The organism is Janthinobacterium sp. Ant5-2-1, assembly GCF_001445815.1.
Lineage (GTDB): Bacteria > Pseudomonadota > Gammaproteobacteria > Burkholderiales > Burkholderiaceae_D > Janthinobacterium > Janthinobacterium lividum_E.
This window is the reverse complement of the sequence record NZ_LNCE01000063.1, coordinates 51,485-77,092: the sequence shown is the minus strand read 5'-3', so window position 1 is coordinate 77,092 and position 25,608 is coordinate 51,485. Positions and strand designations below refer to the sequence as shown.

Sequence of the window (25,608 nt, the reverse complement as noted above, 5' to 3'; positions counted from 1 at the left end):
AACCGGCCCCCGCCCCGCCATGTCAGACAGCTTTACCGAAGAGGCGTGCGCGCCGCAAGCAGCCATCGACGATGCTCCATGGCTGCAGCCGCGCGGCTCGAACCAGATGGGCATGAGCCAGTTCAACGAGCGGGTGGTGCTGCAGGCCGTGCGCTTGCACGGCAGCATGCCAAAGGCCGACCTGGCCCGGCTGACCAACCTGAGCACGCAAACGATTTCCCTGATCATCAATCGCCTGCTGGAAGACGGCCTGGTCAGCAAGCGCGCGCCCGTGCGGGGCAAGGTCGGCCAGCCGTCGGTGCCCATCATGCTCAATCCGGACGGCGCCTTCTCGATCGGCATCAAGATCGGCCGGCGCAGCCTCGACGTGTTGCTGGTCGATTTCGTCGGCAAGACGCGCGAGCGCCTGTCGTTTCCCTATTCCTTTCCCGTCCCCGACACCGTGTTCGGCCAGATCGAGTCGGCGCTGAAAAGCATGGCCGTGCTGCTGGGACCGAAGTTGCTGCCGCGCCTGTGCGGCGTCGGCATCGCCGCGCCGCTGGGCTTGGGCGGCTGGCAGAATCTGCTCGAGATGGCGCCGGAGCAGGCCAACGCGTGGGACAGCATCGACATCGGCCAGCGCGTGCAAACGATGACGGCGTTGCCGATCGAGTTCGCCAAGGACACGGCTGCCGCCTGCGTCGCCGAGCTGGTGCTGGGGCGCGGGCGCAGCATCAAGAACTTCCTGTACGTCTTCGTCGACATCTTCATCGGTGGCGGCCTGGTCATCAACAGCCATTTGCACAGCGGCCTGCACGGCAACGCCGGCGCAGTCGGCTCCTTGCCGCTCGGCATGGCCACGGCCGGCGCCAGGAACCCGCCGGGCCAGTTGCTGGGCGACGCTTCCCTGTTCAACCTCGAGCAGTTGTACACCCTGGCCGGGCTGGACCCGGCCGCCGCCCACGACGGGCGGGCGCTGCAGGAACCGTTCATCACGCACACCGTGGCCTGGCTCGACGACGCGGCGCGGGCCATCGCACTGAGCATCACCAGCGCCACCTGCCTGCTCGACCTGGAAGGGGTGATTATCGACGGCTCTTTCGACCGCGGCCTGCTCGAACAATTGCTGGCCCAGGTCGAGCGCGCGCTGGAATGCTATAGCTGGGAGGGCATCGCCCGGCCGCAGGTGCTCGGCGGCACCGTCGGCTCCGACGCGCGCGCCGTTGGCGGCGCCTTCCTGCCCTTGTACGCGCATTTCGCGCCGGACCGCGACCTGTTCCTCAAGTAGGTCCTGCCGCGTTGTTTTCTAGAGAGATTAAGAAAAACTCTTGCGATAGATATTGATGTCCTTGCCAACGATAGGCTGGCGCGAAAAGCGTTCGAAGCGCAAACCGAGCTTGTTGATCAAGTTGATCGAAGGCTGGTTCTGCGGCGACACGAGGCCATACACAGCCGGCAGGCACAGCACGTCACGTGCATGGCGCAGCACGCTAGCTGCAGCCTCCCAGGCCAGGCCCTGGCCGCAATACGCGGGCAGCAGCGCGTAGCCGATGTCGGGACCCGGCATGGTGGCGCGTTTGATCAGGCCGCACATGCCGATTGCCACGCCATCGCCGCGGTGCTCGACGATATAGAAAGAGTAGCCGAGTTCCTGCTGCTGCGCGATCGGGCCCGTTTCCAGCGCCGCGCGCGCCGCGTCCACGGTGTGAATGTTGCGGTCGCCGATGGTCGCTAGCCAGGTCGGCTCGTTCACCAGCCCGAGGAAAAACGCCCCATCATCGACGCTGGCGGTACGCAGGCGCAGGCGCGGCGTCTCGATCACGATGACCGTATCCGTCATGCCGGCCACTGCATCGGATCGGTCAGCAGCTGGTACATCACGTAGGCGTCGACATAGCCGAGCTGCGCGTGGCGGTAGGCCAGCGGCAGGGTGGCGACAACCGTGAAGCCCAGTTTTTTCCACAAGGTGACGGCGGCCAAGTTGGTGCTGACGACGAAGTTGAACTGCATCGCCAGGTAGCCCGCGCGGCGCGCTTCTTCCATGCAGTGCACGCCCAGCAGGCGGCCCACGCCGACGCCCTGCGCGGCCGGGTCGACCATGAACGAGGCATTGGCCACGTGCGAACCATGGCCAGGCTGGTTCGCCACCAGCTTGTACATGCCCAGCAGTCGCTCATTGCCCATGGTGGCGACAAAGCTTTGCACGCCGGGGCCGAACCAGTAGGCGTGGCATGCTTCGCGCGTCGTATCGGCGGGGAAGGAATACGTGTCGCCGCCGGCCACCAGGGTCTGGAAGATCGGCCACATGGCGTCGAAGTCGGCTTCGCTGGCCGGGCGGATGTCAATTTCTTTCAAGGCGGTGCTCCCGATAACAAGTGATGGCTGATTGTATCAGCGGCCCAGGCGGAAATTGACCGTTTCGGGCCGCCCCTGCAGGTGCAGGCGCGATTGCGCGCGCGGCGCTTCGCTGACGACTTTCCCGCGCCGCAGCACCAGGCGCCGCGCCGCGCGCAATCGCAGCGCTTCCACGGTACTGCCGCAATCGAGGATCAGCAAATCCGCATGGCAGCCGGGCGCGATGCCGTAGCCGTCGAGACCCAGGATGCGCGCCGGCGTTTCCGTCACTGCCAGGAAGCAGTCGTGCATCGCTTGCTGGCCCGTCATCTGCGCCACGTGCAGTCCCATGTGCGCCACTTCCAGCATGTCGCCCGAACCGAGGCTGTACCACGGGTCCATCACGCAGTCGTGTCCAAAGGCGACGGGGATGCCGGCAGCCAGCATCTCGGGCACGCGCGTCATGCCGCGCCGCTTCGGATACGTATCGTGGCGCGCCTGCAGCGTGATGTTGATGAGGGGATTGGCGATGGCCGCCACGCCCGCCTCGCGGATCAGGGGCAGCAGTTTGCTCACATAATAATTGTCCATCGAATGCATGGATGTCAGGTGCGAGCCCGTCACCCTGCCCTGCATGCCAAGGCGCTGGCTGTGGAAGGCCAGGGTTTCGATGTGGCGCGACAGCGGGTCGTCCGACTCGTCGCAATGCATGTCGACCATCAGTCCCCGTTCGCAAGCGAATTCGCACAGAAGGCGCACGGATTCCGCGCCGTCCGCCATGGTGCGCTCGAAATGCGGGATGCCGCCCACCACGTCGACGCCCATGGCGATGGCCCGCTTCAGATTATCGAAGGCGCCGGGGCTGCGCAGGATGCCGTCCTGCGGAAAGGCCACCAGCTGCAAATCGAGATATGGCGCCACTTGCCGCTTGACGTCGAGCAGCGCTTCGACGGCCAGCAGGCGCGGGTCGCAGATATCGACGTGCGAGCGGATGGCCAGCAAGCCCCGCGCCACGGCCCAGTCGCAATACTGCAGGGCGCGGTCCACCAGCGCCTGCTGCGTCAACTGCGGTTTCAGCTCGCCCCACAGCGCGATCCCTTCGAGCAGGGTGCCGGACGCGTTCACGCGCGGCAAGCCGTAGCTGAGCGTGGCGTCCATGTGGAAGTGGGCGTCGACGAACGGCGGCGTGACGAGGTCGCCGGCGGCGTCGATCTCTTGCGCGCCCGTCACGGGCAAGGCGGGGCCGACGGCGGCGATGCGGCCGCCCTCGATGGCGATATCGATGGCGCGGCGCCCGTCGGGCAGGCTGGCATTGCGGATGACAAGGTCCATGCGGACACTCCTTCGGTTGACTACGGTACCTGGCGCTTCCAGTGCATTGTCATCGTATCTTTCAAGAATGCTGCAGCGCAAGAATATAGTCACTGGCAAAAGCGTAGCCATAGATTCCATGACAACGCTTTGCGCGGGCGCAAACTTCCGGCAAATGCCGCCAGGCGCATGAATGAAGCCAGCACACGGCACACGCCCTTGAGAAAATAGCTTTCAACTAACTCGAATCACCGCTAGAATATTCATATTGCGTTGCATCATAAAAAGTCTATGATCAGCTGTTTAGCACGCTACCTACTTTACAAAACGCGGCCAACTCTGGTTTTCGGGATTTTGCAGAGCGTTTTGCCAGCATTTTAATCCGTACAAAGGAGTAAATATGTTTCCGCTTCCTGAACAATTTTCCAGCGCCGCCAAGTCGCAACTGGAAAGCCAGCTGCAAATCTTCAGTACCCTCACCAGCAAAGTCTTTGAAAGCGCCGAGAAAATCATCGCGCTGAACCTGAACGCCGGTAAGGCCGCCATCTCGCAGACGGCGGAAACGGCGCAGCACCTGCTGGAAACGCAGGACCCGCGCGACTTCTTCAGCTACAGCAGCAGCCAGGCGCAGCCGAACATCGAGAGCGTGCTGGCCTACAGCCGCCAGCTGTTCGGCATCGCCTCGAGCACCCAGGCGGAATTGCTGGCCTCGGCCAAGGCCCGCCTCGACGAAGCCGCGCCTGTCGCCGCAACGGCACCCGCTCCTGCCGCAGCCAAGCCTGCACTGGCCGCTGTACCTGCTGCGCCTGCCGCTGCGCCTGCACCGACGCCAGCAGCGCGACCTGCCCCCGTTGCCGCCAAGCCTGCCGAAGTGGCCAAGCCGGTAGCCAAGGCAGCGCCCGCCCCTACTCCCGTTGCCGCGCCGGCAGCCAAACCAGAAGCAGCGCCTGCCAAGGTTGCCGAGAAAGCCGCCGACAAGCCAGCCGTGAAAGCGGTGGAAGCCAAACCGGCAGCCAAGCCTGAAGCGGCCAAGCCCGCACCTACACCCGCCGCCGCACCTGCACCAGCACCAGCGAAAGCCGCCGCGCCAGCACCGGCCAAGCCTGCCGCAAAACCATTTCCTTCGAGCAAACCGGCCGCCAAGCCAGCCAGCGCCGCCGGCAAGACCGTGGCCAAGGCCGCCGTGAAGCACGCCCCTGCGCCAGCCGCCAAGGCAGCTCCAAAGGGCACGCCATCGAAACAGCTCGACATGCTGGGCAATGGCAAAGGCAGCGGCCGCAAGTAAGCCTCGCGCACAGTACTGACGCTGCAAAACAACGGGCTACGGCCCGTTTTTTGCGTACCCGTCCACAGCGCGCTTTTCCGCCTTGTTGTATCCTACGCGTACTTTCCGTCCGCGTGCCCGCCCTTCCGCCCCGCGACACCCCATTACTACAAAACAAAAGGTAACCATGAGTTTATCGAGGCTCATCGCCGGCTTCGTGCGTCAGCATTGGCCGGCGTATGCCGCCGCTGCCGTCATGCTGACAGGCGTGGCAACACTGACCGTCTGGATTCCGCGCCGCGTGGGCGCCATCATCGACGCGCTGGCCGCGCACCGCATGACGGCGGCCGAACTGTGGCTTGAGCTGCTGACCCTGCTCGCCGTCGGCGTCGTCATCTACTTCCTGCGCGTGGGCTGGCGCATCACCCTGTTCAAGGCCGCCTACCAGCTGGGCGTGATGCTGCGCACGCGCTTTTACACGCGCATGTCGCAGCAGGGCGCGTCGTTTTACCAGAACCAGCGCACGGGCGACCTGATGGCGCTGGCGACGAACGACATCGACGCCATCGAAATGGCCGCCGGCGAAGCTATGCTGGCCGGCTTCGACGGTACTTTGACCCTGTTGATGGTGCTCGGCATCATGCTGCTGGGCGTGGACTGGCGCCTGGCCTGCATCGCCCTCCTGCCTTTCCCCCTGATGGGACTGGCTTTCTGGCGCATCTCGAGCCATATCCACACGGCGTCGACGGATTCGCTGAAACGCTTTTCCGCGCTGAACGACCATGTGCAGGAATCGCTGTCGGGCGTGCGCACCTTGCGCGCGCTAGGCCTGGAAGAGCGCAGCAGCAAGCAGTTTTCCACCCTGGCCGGCCATGCGGCCAACGCCAGCCTGACGGCGCAACGCTGGGAAGCGGCGTACGAACCGGCCGTCGGCCTGACCCTGACGGCCGCCACGGCGCTGACCCTGGGCCTGGGCGGCTACCTTGTGTGGCAGGACCAGCTGACCATCGGCGCGCTGACGAGCTTTTCCATGTACCTGGGCCAGCTGATCTGGCCCATGTTCGCCGCCGGCTGGGTGCTCTCGCTGATCGAACGGGGCCGCGCCGCCTGGCAGCGCTTGCAACCGATGCTGGACGCCCCGCTGGCCATCGACGACCACGGCACCATCGCCACGCTCACGCCCGGCCCCCTGCAATTGCAGGACGTCGGCTTTGCCTATGCGGGCCAGACGGCACCGGCCCTGTCCGGCATTTCGCTGCGCTTGCTGCCGGGCCAGACCCTGGGCTTGGTGGGCCCGACGGGCAGCGGCAAGTCGACCCTGCTGCGCGTGCTGCTGCGTCAAGTCACGCCGCAATCGGGCACGGCCACGTGGAATGGCCAGGCGCTGGACGCCTACACTTTGCATGCGCTGCGCGCGGCCATCAGCTGGGTGCCGCAGGAGTCGTTCCTGTTCTCCGCCACCATCGCCGACAATATCGCCCTGGCCCGTCCCGGCGCCGCGCGCGAGGAAGTGGAGCGGGCGGCGCAACTGGCCGACATCCACGACGATATTTTGCAGTTCCCCGAGGGCTATCAGACCCACGTGGGCGAGAAAGGCATCACCCTGTCCGGCGGCCAGCGCCAGCGCGTGGCGATTGCCCGCGCCCTGCTGGCCGACAACGGCTTGCTGCTCTTGGATGATGCGCTGTCCGCCGTCGACACGGGCACGGAAACGCGCATCCTGCAGCACCTGGAAGAACTGCGCGCGCGCCGCCCCGAGCGCAGCGCCATCATCGCCAGCCACCGTCTGAGCGCCGTCGTCAACGCGGACCTGATCCTGGTGCTGCGCGACGGCCACGTCACGGAAACGGGCAACCACGACGCGCTGATGCAGCGCGACGGCTGGTATGCCAGCCAGTGGCGCTATCAACAACTGGAAGCCAGCCTCGATGCCATCTAAGACCGACCAAGCCACCACCGCCACGCAATCCGTGCGCCGCCAGGCCGCGCAAGCCATCGGCCTGCTGCGCCGCGCCGCCGCACCCGACCTGCGCCATTTATATTGGGCCACGTTCTGGCTGATCATCGCCGCCGCCCTCGAAGTGACGGGCCCGATCCTGGGCAAGGCCCTGATCGACCAGCATCTGCTGCCGCGCAACCTCGACTGGACGCGCATGTCATTGCTGCTGGGCGGCTGCCTGCTGACGGGCTGGGTCGCGTCCGGCCTACGCTATCTGCAGCTGGTGCGCCTGTCCGGCCTGGCCATGCGCTCGGTGCAGCGCCTACGCGAAACCGTCTACCAGCACGTGCTGCGCCTGCCGATGGCCTTCTTCGACCGCGCCATCACGGGGCAGCTGGTCAGCCGCGTCACCAACGACACGGAAGCCGTGAAATCGCTGTACGTGCAGGTGCTGTTCGTCATCCTCGACAGCTCCATCGTCCTGGTCGGCACTATGGCCGCCATGGCTTTCCTCGACTGGCGCTTGATGCTGATCGTGCTGGCCCTGCTGCCGGCCGTGCTGGTCATCGTCTTCCTGTACCAGCGCTGGAGCGCGCCAGCCGTCACGCGCGCGCGCGCCCTGCGCAGCGAGATCAACGGCCAGATCGCCGAATCGATCGGCGGCATGAGCGTACTGCAGGCGAATAACGCGGAAAAACGCTTCGGTGCGCGCTTCACGGGCATCAACCAGGACCACTACACGGCGCGCATGCAGGAATTGCGCGCCAACGCCTGGCTGCTGCGCCCCGCGCTCGACATGCTCAACATCGTGCTGCTGGCCGTCGTCATCTTCAGCTTCGGCCGGCGCGAGATGGGCGCCGTGGAAGTGGGCGTGCTGTATGCGTTCATCAGCTACATCGCGCGCGTGATCGAGCCGCTGATCCAGATCACCATGCAGTTCAGCCAGCTGCAGCAATCGGTGGTGGCCACGGCGCGCGTCTCGGCCTTGCTCGACGAAGCACAGGCGCTCGAGCACGCGCAGGGACGGGAAACTCCGGCCCTGCGGCAGGCGCAAACGGGCAGCGAACTGCCCGCCGTCGACATCAGGAAGCTGACCTTCGCCTACGTGGAAAACCAGCCCGTGCTGCACGACCTGTCGCTGACGATACCGCAAGGTGCCTTCTTCGGCATCGTCGGCCACACGGGCAGCGGCAAGTCGACCCTGCTGTCCCTGCTGCTGCGCTTTTACCCCGTCACGCAGGGCAGCATCGCCATCAATGGCGTGGCCCTCGACAGCATCGACAACGAGCACTTCCGCGCCGACGTGGGCCTGGTGCCGCAAGACCCCTTCCTGCTGGCCGCCTCGGCGCGCGAAAACATCGACATGGGCCGCGGCTACACGCAGCAGCAGATCGAGACGGCCGCGCGCGCCGCCCATGCGCACGACTTCATCGCCGCGCTGGAACACGGCTACGACACGCCGCTGGGCGAAGGCGGCTCGCGCCTGTCGTCGGGGCAGAAACAGCTGATCGCGATTGCCCGCGCGCTGGCCGGCCAGCCGCGCATCTTGCTGCTCGACGAAGCGACGTCGCGCATCGATAGCCAGACGGAGCAGATCGTGCAACTGGCCCTCAATGAATTGCGCGGCAAGGTGACCATCATCGCCATCGCCCACCGCCTGTCGACCATCCGCGAGGCCGACCGTATCATCGTGCTCAATCACGGCCGCATCACGGAAGCGGGACCGCACGATGCCCTGATGCAGATCGAAGGCGGCCTGTACCAGCGCCTGTACCTGCTGCAGCAGCTGGCGCAGTAATAGCGCCTTGTCAACGCCCGCCGTGTGCACTTTCGCAAATTTCTGCGGTGCGCATGATATTTCTTGATTGCAACAGAATATAATCTGTTACAGACAGGTAGTTATTGCGGGAGCGGGACGTTGGCAGGCAGACAGAGACGGGCATCATGGCGAAAGGCGCATTGGCTGCTGGTATTGGCCTGCATGCTGCCGCCTGCCGCGCACGCCCAGGTCGGCAACCTGGAGCAGTATCTTGCCGCCGTGCGCGACGATGGCCGCTTCGTGCCCGCCCGCGCCCTGCAGCGCCTGCAAGAGGTGGAAACGCAGGCGCGCAGCGCCCCCTTGCCCGTGCGCGCGGAATTCCTTACCCAACTGAGCAACGCCCGCATGCGCCTGGGGCAGAACGATATCGCCATGCAGCTGGCCGAAGAGCTGATCGCCTACGCCCGCCTCAACAAGAGCGACGTGGCGCTGGCGAAGGGCATGCTCAACAAGGCCTACATCACGTTTGCCCGGAACGAACGCCGCGCCTCGCACCTGCTGGCCTTTGAAGCGGAACGCATCGCCAATGGCACAGACGACTTGCCCGTGCGCGTGCAGGCCACCATCAGCGCGGGCCAGTCGTGGGCCGAGGAAGGCAATTTCCCGTTTGCGCTGGCCAAGCTGCAGGCGGCCGTCGACCTGGCGCGCCAGAGCAAATCCCCGTCCAGCCTGGCCGCCGCCCTGAATGCCCTCACCCTGCTGTACACGCAGATGCGCGAATACGACAAGGGTTTCGAAGTGCTCGATGAATTGCTGGCCGTGTCCAGCACCCTGGCGTCGCCGGGCCGCATGGCGCAGGCGAAGAATACGGAATACGGCCTGGCGCTCGACGCGCAGCAGCCGCAGCGGGGCCAGCGCGCCCTGCTGGCGGCCCTGGCGCTGGAACGCCAGCTGGGCGCGCGCGCCATGGTCGCCGTCACCCTCGTCAATCTGTCGGACAGCTACCTGAAAGAAGGCGATTACGCGCGCGCGCTGCGCTACGCGAATGAAGCCATCACGGCGGCGCGCCTCGTCAATGATGAGCAGGTGGAGGCGACGGCGCGGCTCAATATCGGCCAGGCGCTGATCGGCCAGGGCCGGTTGCAAGAAGGCAAGCAAAGCGTGGCCACGGGCCTGGCCTACTACGAACGCACGGCCAACCAGCCGGAAATGCAGGCCGTGCTGCTGGAATACGGCATGGCGCTGGAAAAGGCGGGCGACCTGCGCGGCGCCGTCACGGCGTATCACCGCGAGCGGGGCATTTCCAACCAGCTGTTCGAGCAACAGCGGCAAAAGGCCGTGTATGAGCTGCAAGAAAAGTATGAGGCGGAAAAGAAACAGCGCCAGATCGAGCTGTTGAGCCGCGAAAACCAGCTGAAGAGCACGGAAATCGACAACCGCCGCCTGCAGCAGCGCGTGTGGTGGCTGCTGGCGCTGGTGCTGGCCATGGCGTCCGCCATCGTTGGCTTGCTGTACCGCAAGGTGCGCCATGCGAACGTGCAGCTGAAGGTGAAAAACCAGGAACTCAAGCGCCAGAGCTCGCGCGACCCGCTGACGGCCCTGTACAACCGCCGCCATTTCCAGGAATTCATGCGCAGCCACGCGGGCAAGCCGCAGCATTCCCATGCCGGCGGCGATGTCGTGGGCGCGCTGTTCCTGCTCGACGTCGACCATTTCAAGCACATCAACGACGGCTACGGCCATGCGGCGGGCGACCTCGTGCTGACGACGATCGCCGAAACCTTGCACGACGTGTTGCGCGAAACGGACATGATCGTGCGCTGGGGCGGCGAGGAATTCCTCGCCTTCCTGCCGGCCGTCGCGCGTGACGGGCTCGACGACATCGCGCGGCGCATCCTCAATGGCATGGCGGCGCAAGTCATCCATTACCAGGGGCAGACCATCCAGGTGCACGTGTCCGTGGGCTTTGCGCCGTATCCGCTGGCGCCGCTGGGACGGCCCCTCACGTGGGAACGCAGCGTCAACCTGATCGACATGGCGCTGTACCTGGCCAAGGCGCACGGGCGCAACCGGGCGTATGGCTTGCGCGGTTTTCAGAACGTGGAAAAAACGACGCTGGAAGCGGTGGAGCAAGACCTGGAACGCGCGTGGCGCGACGGCTTTGTCGATTTGAGCGTGGTGCTGGGGGGAACGGACGGGGTGGATGGTGCAAGTGCAGGGACGGCGGCGCAGGGCAGCCAGGCTGGCGCCAGCGAAGGCGTCGCCGCAGCCGCCATCACCTGACGGCAGCTGCGGGGACCGGGCCGGCGCTGGCCAGCCCTGGCGCGACGATTACTTGTGCGCGGCGTCCTGCATCTTTTCGCCGGCTTTTTCCACTTTCTTGCCCACGGCATCGGCCGCTTCGCTCATTTTCTTGTCGGCGTCAGCGGCGACCTGGTCCATCTTGGCGCCCGTATCGGCAGCGGCCTGGCTCACGGCGGCGTCGGCCTTGGTAGCGGCGGCCTTGATGTCGGCTTCAGCCTTGGCAGCGGCCGCATCGATCTTCTGGCCAGCCTGTTCCGCAGGACCGGCAGCGGCGACATCGTCCTTCTTCTGGCAGGCAGCCAGTGCCACAACCATCATCCCGGCGGCGCACACGGTCATCCAATTTTTGCTTGCTTTCATGGTATTCCCTTTCATTGTTATCAAAAGACACAGATCAGTTCGCAATATACACCCGCCTAAAATTTTCTAGCGTGCGCTAACGCACATAAAAACAGGCTTTTGTGGCGTAGTTGTAAGCAATGGTATCTTGATATCTTTTAGCCATGTTTTCCCTGTACCGGAGGGGGAGCCTGATAGCCATCCGTCAGGGTGTGCAGGAAGGCGATCACGTCGGCGATCTCCGCGTCGTTCAGGGCCGGCGCCTGGCCCGGCCGGCGGTCGAACGGCGCTTCCACGTTCACGTTCGCCGCCAGGCCGGGCGGCAAGTCGTCATATTTGCGCACCTTGCCGTTCTTATCCGTCGGATACCATTTTTGCGGCGCCGTATCGCGCTGCACGTAAAAGCGCAGCACCTGCTCCAGGCTGTCAAAGCTGCCGTTGTGGAAAAACACCTTGCGCAGGGCTACGTTGCGCAATGACGGCGTCTTGAAGCTGCCGCAATACTCCTTGTGCGCCATCAAGTCGGTGCGGTCCGGGCCGCACAAGCCCATGTCGAAGAACGCCGGATCCGCGTTGACGGGCAGCTTGCCATTGCGCGGCACGCCGATATTGATCAAGCCGTAATCCGTAAATTGAGGGAAGGCGCCGCCGGAAGTGACCTGGCTGATGTGGCAGGACGCGCAATTACCCTTGCGTTCATCGTTGAACAGAGCCAGGCCGCGCGCTTCCTGCGGGCTCAAGACGGCCTGCTTGCGCAGCACGGCGTCGTACTTGCTCGTGTACGGATAGAAGTCCAACGGGCTTTCCTGGAACACTTCCAGCGACATCAGCGCCCAGCGCAAGGCCTGGCCCGGCTGCTCGAAGATATCCGCGCCATACGTCTGGCGAAACTGCGCCGCCAGGGGTCCGGCCTGTAATTTGGCGACGACGGCGGCCGCATCGCGGTTGCCCATCTCGCGCTTGGACAACAATGGCGCCAGCGCCTGCTCGTGGCCCGACTGGGCGCGCCCATCCCAGTTGCGCCCGCCGGTGGGACCGGCGTCGACGCTGTCATCGCCATCGTCGTCATGATAGTGCTCGGTGAAGGCGGGCGCCGTCTGCAGGTAACGCAACGAGGGCGCGGCGCGCGTACCCGCATCCTGGAGCTCAGGGCCGCCCAGCTGCACCGCCAGCCCATTCGGCGGGCCGTACGCGTGCTCAGGGCTGTGGCAGCTGGCGCACGACATCTTCCCCGAGACAGACAGACTGGGCTCGAAAAACATGGCGCGGCCCATGGCCGTCATCTTGGCCACGGAAGGCTGATGTTTCAGGGTGGGCGCATAGGCACCTGCCAGGTAGGCGGCGGGAGCGGACGCTTCTTTTTGCGGCGCGGGCTGGCAGGCGGACAGCATGCAAATGGCAAGCAGCAAGGTGGAGTTCGTTTTCATCATGGGCTGGCAGCGTAGCAACGGCATGTGACAGCTGCGTGACAAAACCCTGCAAAACCTAATGTATCAAGTCCGTACATTACGTCATGTAACAGGCGCTGACATGTCATGGAGCTGACATATTGCCTGCCTAGCATGCGACGTTTTCCACCCAAAAGGCATGAACAATGAAACCGCAAGCCCGCCCCGTCTTACGTCCCCTGCCAATCTTGCTGTCGCTGGGCCTGGCCGCCTGCGGCAGCAACTATGCGATCACGCCCAGCACCACGGGCCAGGTGATCGGCAGCTACTATGAAAACGCCCAGGTGTGCCTGGAAAGCGCCACGGCCAAACTGACATGCGACAGCGCTTCCAGCCCCGTGCGCACTTCGGCCGACGGCAGCTACACCTTGGACGGCCAGGGCGCCGTGCTGGTAACCGTGGGCACGGACGCCATCCGCCATGAAGCCATCGGCGATGCAGGCACCAAGGTCACGCAAAAACTGCTGCTGCGCGCCCCCGCCGGGCACAGCGCCTTCGTCAGCGCCCTGTCGACGGAACTGGCGCAAGTCATGGATGGCAATGGCGGCGACTTTGCGTCCGCCAGCGGCAAGCTGGCCGCTCGCCTGGGCGTGTCCGAAGCGGGCCTGGCGTCGGACTTCAACAAGGCCAGCGGCGACGAGCAGGCGAAACTGAAGGCGGAAAACGCCAGCGTGACGGCCCTGATCGCCAGCGCCAGCGCGCAGGCGGCGCCCGCCGACGCGCTGGCCGCCCTGAACGGCGCGCTGGCGCTGAACAATATCCAGACCATCGTCGTCATCTATGCGGAAAACCGTGGCTTCGACAATCTGTACGGCCTGTTCCCGGGCGCCAACGGCGTGCCGGGCGTCAATCCCACGTCGACATCCTCGTATGTGCCGCAGAAAGACATCGACGGCAGCACCCTGCCCGTGCTGCCGCCCACCTGGGGCGGCATGACGGCGGCCGGCCAGAGCACCGTCATCACGCAGGCACAATCGGCCAACCTGCCCAACAAGCCGTTCCAGATCGACGACGCCAGCAGCCCCCTGTACCTGCCGCAATCGGTAATCACGCGCGACCTGGTGCACCGCTTCTACAACAACCAGATGCAGATCAACGGCGGCGCCAACGACAAGTTCGCCGCGTATTCCGATGCGGGCGGCCTGTCGATGGGCTATTACGACGGCAGCAAGATGCAGCTGTGGGACATCGCCAAACAATATGCGCTGGCCGACAACCTGTTCATCGGCGCGTTTGGCGGCTCCTTCCTCACGCACCAGTACCTGATCTGCGCCTGCGCGCCTACCTACCCGAACGCGGACACGTCGGTGGCGAAAGGCTCGATCGCCAAGATCGACGTCGACGCCAACGGCAACTTCCTGCGCCTGACGCCATCCGCCACGGCGCCGACCACGGTCTTGAACGGCGCGCCCGCCTATGCCAACGACGGCGCTCTGACGCCGGCCGACAGCACGGGCATGTTCTACGCCGTCAACACCATGCAGCCGGCGTTCCAGCCCAGCAGCAACGCGCCCGCCTCGGGCGACAGCAGCAAGCTGTATGCGGACACGGGCAAGGCCAACACCTTGCCGCCGCAAACGCAGACGAATATCGGCGACCTGCTCTCTGGCAAGAACATCGACTGGGCCTGGTATGCGGGCGCCTGGAAGGACACGACGGCCCTGGCCACGGCCAGCGCGCGCGCCGGCAGCTTCCCCAATCCCCCGAACTTCCAGTTCCACCACCAGCCGTTCAATTATTTTGCCAACATGGACCCCGTGAAGGCGCCCGCCTACCGCGCCGCCCATCTGCGCGACTTCGACAGCCAGTTCCTGGCTGACGCGGGCGCCGGCAAGCTGCCGCCCGTGACCTTCTACAAGCCGCAGGGCAACTTGAACCAGCATGCGGGCTACGCCAGCGTGGCCGACGGCGACGCGCACATCGCCAGCGTCATCGCCCAGCTGAAGAAAAGTCCGCAATGGAAAAACATGCTGGTCATCGTCACCTACGATGAAAACGGCGGCTTTTATGACCACGCGGCGCCGCCGAAGGGCGACCGCTGGGGTCCGGGCACGCGCGTGCCGGCCATCCTCGTCTCGCCGTACGTGAAAAAGGGCTTGGTTGATCATACGCAATACGATTCAGCCTCCATCCTGCGCGCCATCACGCACCGCTTCTCGCTGCCCGTACTCGATGGCTTGAGCACGCGCGACAAGGCGCTGCTGGCCAACGGCGGCAAGCCGATGGGCGACTTCAGCGCCGCGCTGGCCTTGGTACCGCAAGAGTAAGGCTGAGTAAGCCTGAGTAAAATTCGCCTGCCCGGCTTGGCCGCGGCGGGCGTTTTACATGTTGTTGACGCTACTGGCCCGGGGACGCATCGAGCAGCGAACGTTCGAGCAATTGCGACAGCGCCGCGCGCAGCGCCTGCGTGCGCGCAGCCAGTTCCGGCCGCTTGTAGCGCTCGGCGGCGATCAGGCTGTTTTCCAGGCAGACCCGGTCAGAACGCGCCAGGCAGGCGTCGGCCAGGTCCAGCTGGGCGCTTGCCTGCGCCACTTTCACCTTGGCGTCGAGTTCCAGGGTGTCGGGATCGTCGCCCCAGCGCTTTACGTAGATGGCCAGGCGCGTGCCGGCCAGGTCCGGCTTGCCCGCGTCGAGCGCCTGGTTGACGCTGTCTTGCAAGGCCGTCCACGCCTGTGCACGCTGCTGTTGCTTGTCGCACGCGGCGGCAGACTTGGTGATGCTCGCCTGCAAGCGCTTGATCTGTGCGGCGGGCGCCTTGGCGCTTTTCAGCACGGCCAGCGCGCTGCGCGCCCCATCCAGGTCGCACTGCGCCGCCAGCGCAGTGGCAGCCTCGACCTGTTCCGCCACGCTGGCCGGCTTGTCGGCAGGCTTGTTATAAAACCAGATACCGGTCAGCACCACTCCAGCGGCGATCCACGTGCGCAAGCGCACGGGCGGGCGCGGCGGCGGCACCGAACCCTTGCCGGCAGGCTTGGCGGGCGGCACCTTGGCCGGTGCGGGAGCCGATGTTGCAGGCGCTGGCGGGACGGGCTGGGGAGCAGGCTGAGACGCGGGCTGCGGCGCAGGAGTGGGCGGCGCCACAGGCACCGGCGGCGGCATGCGCGGGGGCGCCGGGGGCGGCACCACTGCTTTCTCCAGAACAGGCGCTTGCGCCACCTGGCGCGTCCCGCAAAACGGGCAATGCGCCACGCGCAGCGGCAAGGTCCGGCCGCAAGCGGCGTTGATGCAAACGTCATTCACTGTTTCAAGCACATTCCAACCTTTTCCTGGAGTCATTCCACTGCGTTCTGCCGCAATATTACCTTACGCAAGCATCACAACGGCGCACCCGCACCGTGTTCCACGGCCTTGATACGGATCAAAAAGCATCCGCCGCCGCAGCCTAAGCTGGAAGTACCGGCCAAGGACAAGGAGAACGCCATGTCAGCCCACCTGATCATCGAAGACGGCCAGCCCTGGTGGGACAGCGCCGATATCTGGGTCGTGCCGGGCAATGATCCGAATGGCCCGCCCGGCGCGCCCATTGCCGGCACCAGCAATTACCTGTGGGGCCGTGTGCACAATACGGGCGACAGTGCATCGAACGGCGTGCGCGTGGATTTTTACTGGGCCGACCCTTCCGGCCAGATCGCCGTCGGCGCCGCCACGCAGGTCGGCTCCGCGTTTGCCGACTTGCCGCCGGGGGCCACGCAGGAAGTGCTGTGCCTGGTACCGTGGGTGCCCGTCATCGTCAATGGCGGCCACGAATGCCTGCTGGCCGTGGCCCACGGCCCGGGCGACATCAACCCGCTGCCCGATCCCCTGCCCAACGGTTTTCCCTTCCAGCCCAAGCAGCACGAGCAGATCGCCCAGCGCAATGTCACCGTAGTGCTGGCGGCACGGCGCGCGCAACTGCTGACCATCGCGGTGGCGGCCCTGCCCCGCGAAACAAAAAAAGTGGAACTGCAGATCGAGCAGGGCGGCGAGTTGCCGGAGCCCCTGCTGGCCACCCTGGGGCTTGAGCGCTGGCAGCCGGCCAGGGACGCGCGCCTGATAGCGGGTCTGGCTCGCACGCCTCATTGCAATGGCGATACGCCCGGCGAGCAAAAGCTGGCGCTGGACGTGCCGCGCGGCCAGGCCCAGGCCGTGTACCTGAGCGTACGCGCCGAAGCCTTGCCGCCTCGCCAGTATGCGCTGCTGCGCGTGCTGGAGAGCCAGGACGGCAAGCTCATGGGCGGCGTCACGTACATCGTCACCGATCTGGAGAAAGAGCAAGCTCAAGAGCAGACGCAAGAACAGCACAGCCCCGAGGAGCAAGCATCATGAGCGACACACCCCTGCAGGTGCTGACGCGGCCGTTCGCGATCGAGCCCGTCACCAATATCATGCTGCCCGATGGCATCTTCGACAATGCCATCTATGGCTTGCGCATCGCCGCCCACGTCACCAACATGTCGGGCAGCGCGCTGACGAATGTCACCGTGTATCTGGAAAGCGTGGGCGACCCCGGCATCGTGCCCGTGGCGCGCACCTTCTTTTTTGCCAGCATTCCCGCCGGCGCGGCCATGCTCGTCATGTGGGATGCCGACTTCCAGCATGCGGCGCCCGGCAAGCGCCTCGTCAGCTTCGTCGCCAAGGCCGACGGCCATACGCCGCACCGCTCGATCCAGCAGATTTTTGTGTCGCAGACACGTTTCGACAGCGCCACCAATACCTACACGTGCACGGTCGAGGAAGGCACCCTGGAACTGTCCAAGCCGCAAGGCCACCTGCCCGGCAAGCGCTGGGGCAGCACAGGCACGGATGGCAAAGAGTGCCGCTGCCCGCCCGGCCTGGGGCTCATCGTGCCGACCGGCATGACCCTCGTCTGGACGCCGAATCCCTCCTATGCGGGCACGCATGGCGAGTTGCCATTTTCCGACCCGTGGTGGAAGATTCTCGCCATCATCATCGCCATCATCGCCGCGCTGGTCGCCATCATTGCCGCCGCGCTCGGTTCAGGCAAGGCCAGCTTCAGCGTGGGCGGCACGTTCGAGGAAACCGATCCCAGCGTCGATTGCTGCTCGCTCGAAGGGGCCGGCTCGGGCCAGCCTGAATTCACGGTGGCGGGCGTGGCCTCGGCCATCGCCTCGGGCGCCATCGCCGTCGCCTGCTCCGATATCGCGGATCCGTTCTGGCGTGGCCAGGAAGCAACACCACCGGCCGCCGGCGAACTGACCCTGGCCGAGCGCGTGGTGGCGAAATGGGTGCTGCCGGAAGCGCCGAACGCGGGCCTGCCCTATACGGCCGACATCAGCTGGGAGTATCAGCGTTTCACGACGGGCGCCACCTACCAGCATGCCGTCACCGAAACGCAAGTCAACATCCACGTGGCGGGGCCCGTGGAAACGGATACGCCCGTCGTCGTGCAAGCCTACGAACCGCTGTGGATACGCGCCAGCTTCCAGCGCGACAATGGCAATGTCTTCCGCGGCACGGAGCTGTATGCGTTCGTATTATTCCAGGCGCCCCAAGGCCTGTATTTCGTGGAATCGCTGACCGACGACGGCCTGGGCTTCGACCCGGGCGCCAATGACGGCGTGTACGCAGGCAGCCTGGACTTGAAGCGGGCTTACCGCACCTTGCTGCAATATGATCAAAAGGTCTACGGCACGTGGCGAGTCTTCGTCTTCGCCCAGGACGTCAACCTGACCAAGCCCGGCACGCCGCCCGAAATCGCCGCCCAGCACATCGGCGGCATGTTCGTCGCCAGCGCCATCGAAATCACCTTCGACGACACCCTGCCCTGCCCGCTCAAGGCGCAGGCGAATATCATCGTGGCGTAGTGATAAGTGAGAAGCGAGAAGCGAGGCCAAGCATAGGTCGCGTAGGTCGGATTAGCGGGGCAAAGCCCCGCGTAATCCGACAACATTGTTGGCGCCGCGCACGCGAAGCAACTGAGCAAGCATCCAAGGGCAGGCAACAACACCCAGGGCCTTGTATCAGCCGCTCTTAAACTTTGACGCTTTCAGCCTTGGCAATGACCGTGCGCGGAATGATATCCGTTGCCGGGCAAGTATCCATCGCCTCCGAATACGCAAGCCAGCGCTGCAGGCTTTCCATGCGGCGGATGGTGATGCCCTTGCCATTGATATAGCCGATCTGCTCGAAATTGGCGGGGCTGGTGGTCAGTTTCGACACGGTGGGCGCATTGTCGACCAGGCGGTCATACGCCTTGCGCGCCTTGTGTTCCCACTTGGCCAGCCCGGGGTCGTCAAAGCGGTTGCTTTCAAAATACACGGTGATGGTGCGGTCGTGGTTGGCAAAGCCGACGATGGCCGCGCCCTTGCGTATGGTCAACAGGACATCTTCCTTGACGCCCGTGACGGGAACGAAGACGGCGGCGCGCCCATCCGTATCCGGCCGCTCCATGGGAATATCTTGTCCAATTATGCTCATCGCATCACGCTCTTAATCCTGGCTTGTCAGCCTGTTGTATTGATATGGCTCTGTGGCAGCACGCCTGGCGCAGGCGGGCTCTACCGCTGCTCTCCGCACTGTCCAAGCTTGCCGTCAAGCGGTTTATCAATAATACATTGCCGTGTGGCACTACACAAGATCACCAGCGCCACAGGCAAGCGGCCCTACGCCCGACGGCGAATGGCGGCGCCCGCGGCAATCGCCTTATAATGCCGTGTTTACTTCACGCCCGACACCTTCGCACCATGACGCTTCCCGAGAATGACACCAGCCGGCTCGACGCCATCAGCGCCGCCGCCACCGAAGTGGCCGCGCAAAACGTGGCCGACCTGCTGGCCATGGCCATCTGCCACCGCCCGGACGAACCGTCCCTGATCGTCTGCGACAAGCGCAGCTGGCTCAACGTCGTGCTGACGGAAGCGTATCGCCAGGCCTTGCCGGACGCGACCTTCATCGATTTCGACGAGGTCACGCCCGACGCCGTGCTGGCCGCGTTTGCCGAACTGCCGGCCGGCAGCCTCGTCGTGTTGATCCAGTCGACCAGCTTCCGCCTGGAAGCGTTCCGCATCCGCATCGAGCTGTTCAAGCGGGGCCTGAAGGTCATCGAGCACGTGCACCTGTCGCGCATGCCCGGCGTGCAGGGGCTGCACTACATCGCCTCGCTGGCCTACGACCCCGCCTACTATCGCGGCGTGGGCCATGCGCTGAAAGCGCGCATCGACAAGGCCCGCCACGGCATGGTCGACAGCGGCGGCGAACAGCTGGTCTTCGCCTCGTCATTCGAAGGCGCCAAGCTCAATATCGGCGACTACAGCGGCATGAACAATATCGGCGGCCAATTCCCCCTGGGCGAAGTGTTCACGGAAGCGCAGGACCTGGAAGCCGTGAACGGTCGCGTGCGCATCTTCGTTTTTGGCGACACGCACTTCATGGTCAACCGCCCCGACACGCCGATCACGCTGATCATCGACAAGGGCCGGGTGACAGGCACGGAAAACGCCACGCCGGAATTCACCGCCATGCTGGAGATCATCCGCGCGCATGAAGGCGAAGTGTGGGTGCGCGAACTGGGCTTCGGCATGAACCGCGCCTTTTCGCGCGAACAGCTGGTCAACGACATCGGCACGTATGAACGCATGTGCGGCATCCATCTGTCGCTGGGCGCCAAGCACGGCGTCTACACCAAGCCCCAGTTCAAGCGCAAGGATGCGCGCTACCACGTCGACATCTTCGCCGTCACCGAAGCCGTCTATCTGGACGACGAGCGTGTGTATGCCGATGGCGCGTGGACGGTGGAACCGGTCGCCTTCAGCTGAAAAAACCCGCCGCTTCCAGCTCGCGGTCCCATGGCGGCACGGGCTGGTATTCGGCCACGAGGAAATCGATCAGCGCGCGCACCTTGGGCGAGGGCTGGCGGCTGGCCGGATACAGGGCGCTCAGGTGATTCAAGGGCAGTTCCCAATCCGTCAGCACGGGCACCAGGCTGCCATCGAGCAGGTTGCGCCAGGCGAGGAAGGTGGTGCTGTAGACGATGCCGAGCCCACGCTGCGCCGCCTGGTGCAGCACCAGCCCGTTATTCGCCGTGAAACCCGCCTGCACGCGCACGCTCACTTCCTCGCGCGACTCTCCTTCTCCACGCTGGAAATGCCAGTTCGTGCCATCGGTCAGGTGGCTGAAATGCAGGCACTGATGCTGCAACAAATCCTGCGGCGTCTGCGGCACGCCCCATTGCGCCAGATAGGCGGGGCTGGCGCACAGCACGGCGCGGCACGGCGCCAGCGGGCGCATGGCCAGCGCGCTGCTGTCCGGGATGCCGCCCACGCGGATGGTCAAATCGAAACCGTGGCGTATCGGGTCAAGCAAGGCGTCGTCGACAAACAACTCGGCTTGCACCTGCGGGTGCAGCAAACTGAAACGGGCAACGGCGTCGGCCAGCCACGCGCTGCCGAAACTCGACGGCGCCTGGATGCGCAGCGGCCCGGCCAGCTCCGCCCCCGCTCCCGCCTGCGCCACGTGCGCCACCATGCGCGCCGCTTCCTGCGCCTGGCTGACGGTGGCCATGCACGGTGCCAGATAGGCGCGGCCCGCGTCCGTCAAACTCACTTCGCGCGTGGAGCGGTGCAGCAGGCGCGCATGCAGGCGTTCTTCCAGCTGCATGATGGTCTTGCTGACCATGGCGCGCGTCAGGCCCAGGCGCTGCCCCGCCAAGGTAAAACTGCGCTGGCGCGCCACTTCGACAAAGATTTCCATCGCTTTTAATTGATCCATGTCAAAGATTGTCTGCGCTTTGGCGACAATCTGTCAACCGCTGGGCGATTGTTTGCCGCCCTCGCCCGCCCTACAATGGCGCTTTCCACCGACCTCCGGAGCCGCCGCCATGCTGACTACTGAACAACAAGAACAATACCAACGCGACGGCTACCTCATCCTGCCCGATTTCAAGGGCGCGGACGACATCGCCGCCCTGCGTGCGCGCGCCGAACAGATTGTCAACGAATTCGATCCCAGCCAGAGTCAATCGATCTTCACCACGCGCGACCAGGCAAAGAACACCAACGATTATTTCCTCGCTTCCGACAACACCATCCGCTGCTTCTTCGAGGAAGAAGCGTTCGGCCCGGACGGTCAATTGAAGCAGGCGAAATCGCTGTCGATCAACAAGATCGGCCATGCCATGCACGATCTGGACCCCGTCTTCCGCGCTTTTTCGGCCGATCCGAAACTGGCCCAAGTGGCGCGCGACCTGGGCCTGGCGGATGCGCAGGTGTGGCAATCGATGTACATCTTCAAGCAGCCCGGCATCGGCGGCGAAGTGCGCTGGCACCAGGACGCCACGTATTTCGAGACCACGCCCATCAGCGTGACCACGTTCTGGTTCGCGCTGGAAGACGCCACCCTGGACAACGGCTGCCTGTGGGCGGAACCGGGCGGCCACCGCGGCCCCTTGCGCGAACGCTTCATCCGCAACGGCGACCAGGTAAGAGTGGAAAAACTCGACGCCACGCCGTGGCCCGACGACAGCACGGCCGTGCCGCTGGAAGTGAAGGCGGGCGCCCTCGTCTGCTTCCACGGCTTGCTGCCCCACTACAGCGCGCCGAACCGCTCGCCCGTCTCGCGCCACGCCTACACCTTGCACGCCACCGACGGCCAGACGCAATACGCGGCGCATAACTGGATCCAGCGCGATGACTCCTTCCCCGTGCGGGGCTTCGTCTGATGCGCATCGAGGTTTTTGCCGCCCACTGGGGCAATAACGACCTGCCGCCCGATGTCTTCATCGACAGGGTAGCGGCGGCCGGCTTCGACGGCATCGAAATGTCGCTGCCGCTGGACTCTGCCCTGCGCGGGGAATGGACGGAGCGCATCGCCAAGGCGGGACTGCAGCTGATCGCCGCGCAGTGGGAAACCGTGTTCCACAGCGATTTCGAGCAGCACCGCGCCGCTCTCGCCGAGTTGCTGGAAAACGCCTGCCTGGCGCGCCCTGTGCTGGTCAACACGCACACGGGCAAGGATTTTTATACGCAGGCGCAGAACGCAGAACTGCTCGACCTGGCCGCCACCATCTCGGCCAGGCACGGTGTGCCCATCGTGCATGAAATCCACCGCAGCCGCTTTTCCGGCCACCCGATGCTGCTGCTGCCGTATCTGGCGCAGTATCCCGATCTGCCATTGACGGCCGACCTGTCGCACTGGTGCTGCGCCTGCGAATCGCTGCTGGAAGACCAGCCTCACACCATGGCGCAAGTGCTGCCGCTGGTGCGCCACGTGCACGCGCGCGTCGGTCATGCGCAGGGTCCGCAAGTGGCCGACTTCCGCGCGCCGGAAGCGAAGCCGGCGCTCGACGCCCACCTGGCCTGGTGGGACGCCATCGTCGCACTGCGCCGCGCGGCCGGCGCCGAGCGCATGACGTTCACGCCGGAATTCGGCCCCGCGCCCTACACGCAAACCTTGCCATGGACGCAGCAGCCCGTGAGCGACGCGTGGGAACAGAACGTCGCCATGCTCAAGCTGCTGCGCGCACGCTATCCGGCGGACTGAGAAAACTACGGAAACTGCGCAAAATTGGCCTGCACGAAATCGATGAAGGTGCGCAGCGGCGCTGGCAGATGGCGCCGGCCCGCATAGTATAAAAACGGGCCGGGAAAGGACATCGCCCAGTCTTCCAGCACGGGCTGCAGCTGGCCCGCATCGATATATGGCTGCAGCCACTCTTCAAACAGATAGACGAGGCCATGGCCGGCGACGGCCATGCTGACCGCGAAGTCAGCCGCCGTCGGCGTGACGATCACGGGGCCGTCCGGCTCGACGCTCACTTTTTGCCCGTCCCGCTCGAACTCCCACGGTGGAACCGCGCCACTGAGGAATTTCCCCAGCAGGCAGGCATGCTGCAGCAGGTCGCGCGGATGCACGGGCACGCCGCGCTGCGCCAGGTAGGACGGCGCGCCCGCCACCGCGAAGCGCTGCGTGCGCGGGCCAATGGGGATGGCGATCATGTCCTGCTCCAGCCGCTCGCCATAGCGGATGCCGGCGTCGCAACCGCTGGCGACGACGTCGACAAAATTATTATCGACCACCAGCTCGACCCTGATCTGCGGATAGGCGCGCAGGAACTGGTCGACCATGGGCTGCAAAAAGAAGCGCGCCGCGTTGACCGGCACGTTCAGGCGCAAGGTGCCGCGCGGGCTGTCGCGCAAGTCGTTCAGCACATCGAGCGCGCTGCTCACTTCATCGAGCGCCGGGCGCAAGCGCGTCAGCAGCAACGCCCCGGCCGCCGTCGGCGTCACGCTGCGCGTCGTGCGCTCCAGCAGGCGGATGCCAAGTTGCTGTTCCAGCCGCCGCAGCGCTTCGCTCATGGCGGACGCGGACTGCCCGCTGGCGCGCGCGGCCTGGCGAAAACCCTGGTGCCGGGCCACCAGGGCAAAGGCGGCCAGGTCGGCCATGGAAGGGTTGTCTGCATGCATGGGGAGAGCTTTCATTGTGCGGAAATGAGTACAGCCTGTGCCGGATTGACCCGATTATCATACAGCGCAATCGGCCTTACGATGGTGGCTCCCTTACTCGACCACCACACAGGATCTGTCATGCACATGCCTTCCCCCGCCCGCGACCAATTCACGCCCGCCCATTGCGACATCGCATTCAACCGCCTCGGCTACGGCGCCATGCAACTGGCCGGCCCGCACGTCTGGGGTCCGCCGAAAGACCGCGCCGCCGCCGTCGCCGTGCTGCGCGAAGCCATCGAACTGGGCGTCAACCATATCGACACATCGGACTTTTACGGCCCGCACGTCACCAACCAGATCATCCGAGAAGCGCTGCATCCCTATCGCGACGGTTTGACCATCGTCACCAAGATCGGATTCGTGCGCGGCGCCGACCAGTCCTGGCTGCCGGCCGCGTCGCCACAGCAACTGCGCGACGCCGTGCACGACAACCTGCGCAACCTGGGCCTGGAGGTGCTCGACGTGGTCAACCTGCGCGCGCCGGGCATGGCCGGCCCGGACGGCTCGTCGCTTGCCGAGCCGCTGGACACCTTGGTGCAGCTGCAGCGCGAAGGCCTGGTGCGCCATATCGGCCTGTCCAATGTCGATGCGGGTCAGGTGGCCGAGGCACAGCGCATCAGCCCCATTGTCTGCGTGCAGAACCATTACAACCTGGCGCACCGCGCGGACGATGCGCTGATCGACACCCTGGCCGCGCAAGGCATCGCCTATGTGCCGTTCTTCCCCTTGGGCGGCTTTTCGCCGCTGCAGTCCGATACCCTGAACCAGGTGGCGGCCACCATGCAGGCCACGCCGATGCAGGTGGCGCTGGCCTGGCTGCTGCAGCGCGCGCCGAATGTGCTGGTCATTCCCGGCACCTCGTCGGTGGCGCATCTGCGCGAAAACATCGCGGCCGGCGCGCTTACGCTCGACGCGCAGGCGCTGGCGGCATTGAGGTCGCTTGCAACTAAGTAGCGCACTATATATACTGTGCCCATGGATACCACCACCGCCCCCAACCCCTTGCACCAGGTGCCGCGCCTGGACGGCCAGCTGTGCTTTGCGCTGTACTCGACCTCGCTTGCCATGAACAAGCTGTACCGCAAGCTCTTGCGCAAGCTGGGCCTGACGTATTCGCAATATCTGGTGATGATGGTGCTGTGGGAGCACGACGGCTTGACGGTGTCGGAAGTGGGCGAGCGGCTGTTCCTCGATTCGGCCACCCTGACACCCTTGCTCAAGCGCATGGAACAATCGGGCTTGCTGACGCGCACGCGCGCCGCCAGCGACGAGCGCCAGGTCATCATTTCCCTCACAGAGCAGGGCGACCAACTGCGCCACGAAGCGGCCCTGTTGCCCGAAGCCATCCTGACGGCCAGCCACTGCAGCGTGGAGCAGGTTGTGGACATGAAACAACAGCTGAACCAGTTGCGCGACAGCCTGATGAAAAGTGAGTAAAAGCGCCGCTTTTCCAAGCAAAATCAGGCAAAGCATCCCCCTGACGGCGCCGG

Annotated in this window: 22 protein-coding genes; 13 read left to right on the top strand and 9 right to left on the bottom strand. The window is 65.0% G+C overall.

Annotated features, from left to right (window positions below; translation table 11 throughout):
* The first annotated feature begins 19 nt into the window (after positions 1-19).
* Positions 20-1,267, top strand: coding sequence for an ROK family transcriptional regulator (locus ASN89_RS20330; RefSeq protein WP_058050541.1), 1,248 nt, complete (start codon positions 20-22; stop codon positions 1,265-1,267).
* Positions 1,268-1,294: 27 nt separating this feature from the next.
* Here ASN89_RS20330 and ASN89_RS20325 read toward each other — a convergent pair whose 3' ends face one another.
* From ASN89_RS20325 to ASN89_RS20315, 3 genes are read right to left on the bottom strand one after another with little or no spacing between them, the layout of a single operon-like run.
* A complete protein-coding gene (locus tag ASN89_RS20325) occupies positions 1,295-1,819 on the bottom strand; it encodes a GNAT family N-acetyltransferase (protein WP_046686052.1) in 525 nt (174 codons plus the stop codon).
* Positions 1,816-2,334 (bottom strand): GNAT family N-acetyltransferase, encoded by a 519-nt coding sequence (locus ASN89_RS20320; protein ID WP_058050540.1) that lies wholly within the window; start codon positions 2,332-2,334, stop codon positions 1,816-1,818. The genes ASN89_RS20325 and ASN89_RS20320 overlap by 4 nt, the downstream gene beginning before the upstream one ends.
* Before the next feature lie 36 nt (positions 2,335-2,370).
* Positions 2,371-3,645, bottom strand: a complete 1,275-nt coding sequence (locus ASN89_RS20315; protein WP_058050539.1) for an amidohydrolase family protein — start codon at positions 3,643-3,645, stop codon at positions 2,371-2,373.
* A gap of 379 nt (positions 3,646-4,024) precedes the next feature.
* On the opposite strand from ASN89_RS20315, the gene ASN89_RS20310 reads away from it, so the two are divergent.
* The 4 genes from ASN89_RS20310 to ASN89_RS20295 all read left to right on the top strand — a co-directional run bounded on the left by ASN89_RS20310 (position 4,025) and on the right by ASN89_RS20295 (position 10,869).
* A complete protein-coding gene (locus ASN89_RS20310) occupies positions 4,025-4,909 on the top strand; it encodes a phasin family protein (protein WP_058050538.1) in 885 nt (294 codons plus the stop codon).
* A 166-nt stretch (positions 4,910-5,075) separates the two neighbouring features.
* Entirely contained in the window at positions 5,076-6,827 is a 1,752-nt protein-coding gene (locus ASN89_RS20305; RefSeq protein WP_058050537.1) for an ABC transporter ATP-binding protein, read from the top strand.
* A complete protein-coding gene (locus tag ASN89_RS20300) occupies positions 6,817-8,625 on the top strand; it encodes an ABC transporter ATP-binding protein (RefSeq protein WP_058050536.1) in 1,809 nt (602 codons plus the stop codon). The genes ASN89_RS20305 and ASN89_RS20300 overlap by 11 nt, the downstream gene beginning before the upstream one ends.
* Before the next feature lie 183 nt (positions 8,626-8,808).
* Positions 8,809-10,869, top strand: a complete 2,061-nt coding sequence (locus ASN89_RS20295) for a tetratricopeptide repeat-containing diguanylate cyclase (RefSeq protein WP_235502025.1) — start codon at positions 8,809-8,811, stop codon at positions 10,867-10,869.
* A gap of 48 nt (positions 10,870-10,917) precedes the next feature.
* Here the strand turns inward: ASN89_RS20295 and ASN89_RS20290 are convergent, their stop codons facing one another.
* Together ASN89_RS20290 and ASN89_RS20285 are read right to left on the bottom strand one after the other, a co-directional pair.
* On the bottom strand, positions 10,918-11,250 hold the full coding sequence (locus ASN89_RS20290; protein WP_058050535.1) for a hypothetical protein: 333 nt from the start codon (positions 11,248-11,250) through the stop codon (positions 10,918-10,920).
* A 137-nt stretch (positions 11,251-11,387) separates the two neighbouring features.
* Positions 11,388-12,659 carry a cytochrome-c peroxidase gene (locus ASN89_RS20285; protein ID WP_414842521.1) on the bottom strand — a complete coding sequence of 424 codons (1,272 nt, stop codon included), beginning with the start codon at positions 12,657-12,659 and terminating at the stop codon, positions 11,388-11,390.
* A gap of 164 nt (positions 12,660-12,823) precedes the next feature.
* Here ASN89_RS20285 and acpA point away from each other — a divergent pair, with 164 nt between their 5' ends.
* A complete protein-coding gene (acpA, locus tag ASN89_RS20280; protein WP_058050534.1) occupies positions 12,824-14,944 on the top strand; it encodes an acid phosphatase in 2,121 nt (706 codons plus the stop codon).
* A 70-nt stretch (positions 14,945-15,014) separates the two neighbouring features.
* Here acpA and ASN89_RS29190 read toward each other — a convergent pair whose 3' ends face one another.
* Entirely contained in the window at positions 15,015-15,929 is a 915-nt protein-coding gene (locus ASN89_RS29190; protein WP_152988634.1) for a hypothetical protein, read from the bottom strand.
* A gap of 168 nt (positions 15,930-16,097) precedes the next feature.
* Here ASN89_RS29190 and ASN89_RS20270 point away from each other — a divergent pair, with 168 nt between their 5' ends.
* Both ASN89_RS20270 and ASN89_RS20265 read left to right on the top strand, forming a co-directional pair.
* Positions 16,098-16,982 (top strand): hypothetical protein, encoded by an 885-nt coding sequence (locus tag ASN89_RS20270; RefSeq protein ID WP_152988633.1) that lies wholly within the window; start codon positions 16,098-16,100, stop codon positions 16,980-16,982.
* Positions 16,979-18,481, top strand: a complete 1,503-nt coding sequence (locus tag ASN89_RS20265) for a hypothetical protein (RefSeq protein WP_058050531.1) — start codon at positions 16,979-16,981, stop codon at positions 18,479-18,481. The genes ASN89_RS20270 and ASN89_RS20265 overlap by 4 nt, the downstream gene beginning before the upstream one ends.
* A gap of 166 nt (positions 18,482-18,647) precedes the next feature.
* Here the strand turns inward: ASN89_RS20265 and ASN89_RS20260 are convergent, their stop codons facing one another.
* Complete coding sequence (locus tag ASN89_RS20260; protein WP_082127916.1) at positions 18,648-19,067, bottom strand: hypothetical protein; 420 nt, start codon at positions 19,065-19,067, stop codon at positions 18,648-18,650.
* 293 nt (positions 19,068-19,360) lie between these two features.
* Between ASN89_RS20260 and ASN89_RS20255 the strand changes: the two genes are divergently transcribed.
* Entirely contained in the window at positions 19,361-20,431 is a 1,071-nt protein-coding gene (locus ASN89_RS20255; RefSeq protein WP_058050530.1) for a hypothetical protein, read from the top strand.
* On the opposite strand, the gene ASN89_RS20250 is transcribed toward ASN89_RS20255, so the two are convergent.
* Positions 20,424-21,383, bottom strand: a complete 960-nt coding sequence (locus tag ASN89_RS20250; protein WP_235502024.1) for a LysR family transcriptional regulator — start codon at positions 21,381-21,383, stop codon at positions 20,424-20,426. The two genes, ASN89_RS20255 and ASN89_RS20250, sit on opposite strands and share 8 nt — an antisense overlap.
* Positions 21,384-21,492: 109 nt before the next feature.
* Here ASN89_RS20250 and ASN89_RS20245 point away from each other — a divergent pair, with 109 nt between their 5' ends.
* Both ASN89_RS20245 and ASN89_RS20240 read left to right on the top strand, forming a co-directional pair.
* Positions 21,493-22,332: a phytanoyl-CoA dioxygenase family protein gene (locus ASN89_RS20245; RefSeq protein ID WP_058050528.1), complete on the top strand. Its 840-nt coding sequence runs from the start codon at positions 21,493-21,495 to the stop codon at positions 22,330-22,332.
* A complete protein-coding gene (locus ASN89_RS20240) occupies positions 22,332-23,153 on the top strand; it encodes a sugar phosphate isomerase/epimerase family protein (RefSeq protein WP_058050527.1) in 822 nt (273 codons plus the stop codon). Before ASN89_RS20245 ends, ASN89_RS20240 begins: the two co-directional genes overlap by 1 nt.
* Before the next feature lie 5 nt (positions 23,154-23,158).
* Here the strand turns inward: ASN89_RS20240 and ASN89_RS20235 are convergent, their stop codons facing one another.
* Positions 23,159-24,076 carry a LysR family transcriptional regulator gene (locus ASN89_RS20235; RefSeq protein ID WP_046686066.1) on the bottom strand — a complete coding sequence of 306 codons (918 nt, stop codon included), beginning with the start codon at positions 24,074-24,076 and terminating at the stop codon, positions 23,159-23,161.
* 126 nt (positions 24,077-24,202) lie between these two features.
* Here ASN89_RS20235 and ASN89_RS20230 point away from each other — a divergent pair, with 126 nt between their 5' ends.
* Together ASN89_RS20230 and ASN89_RS20225 are read left to right on the top strand one after the other, a co-directional pair.
* Complete coding sequence (locus ASN89_RS20230) at positions 24,203-25,072, top strand: aldo/keto reductase family oxidoreductase (RefSeq protein WP_058050547.1); 870 nt, start codon at positions 24,203-24,205, stop codon at positions 25,070-25,072.
* A 21-nt stretch (positions 25,073-25,093) separates the two neighbouring features.
* Positions 25,094-25,555: a MarR family winged helix-turn-helix transcriptional regulator gene (locus ASN89_RS20225; protein ID WP_046686067.1), complete on the top strand. Its 462-nt coding sequence runs from the start codon at positions 25,094-25,096 to the stop codon at positions 25,553-25,555.
* Positions 25,556-25,608: the final 53 nt, after the last annotated feature.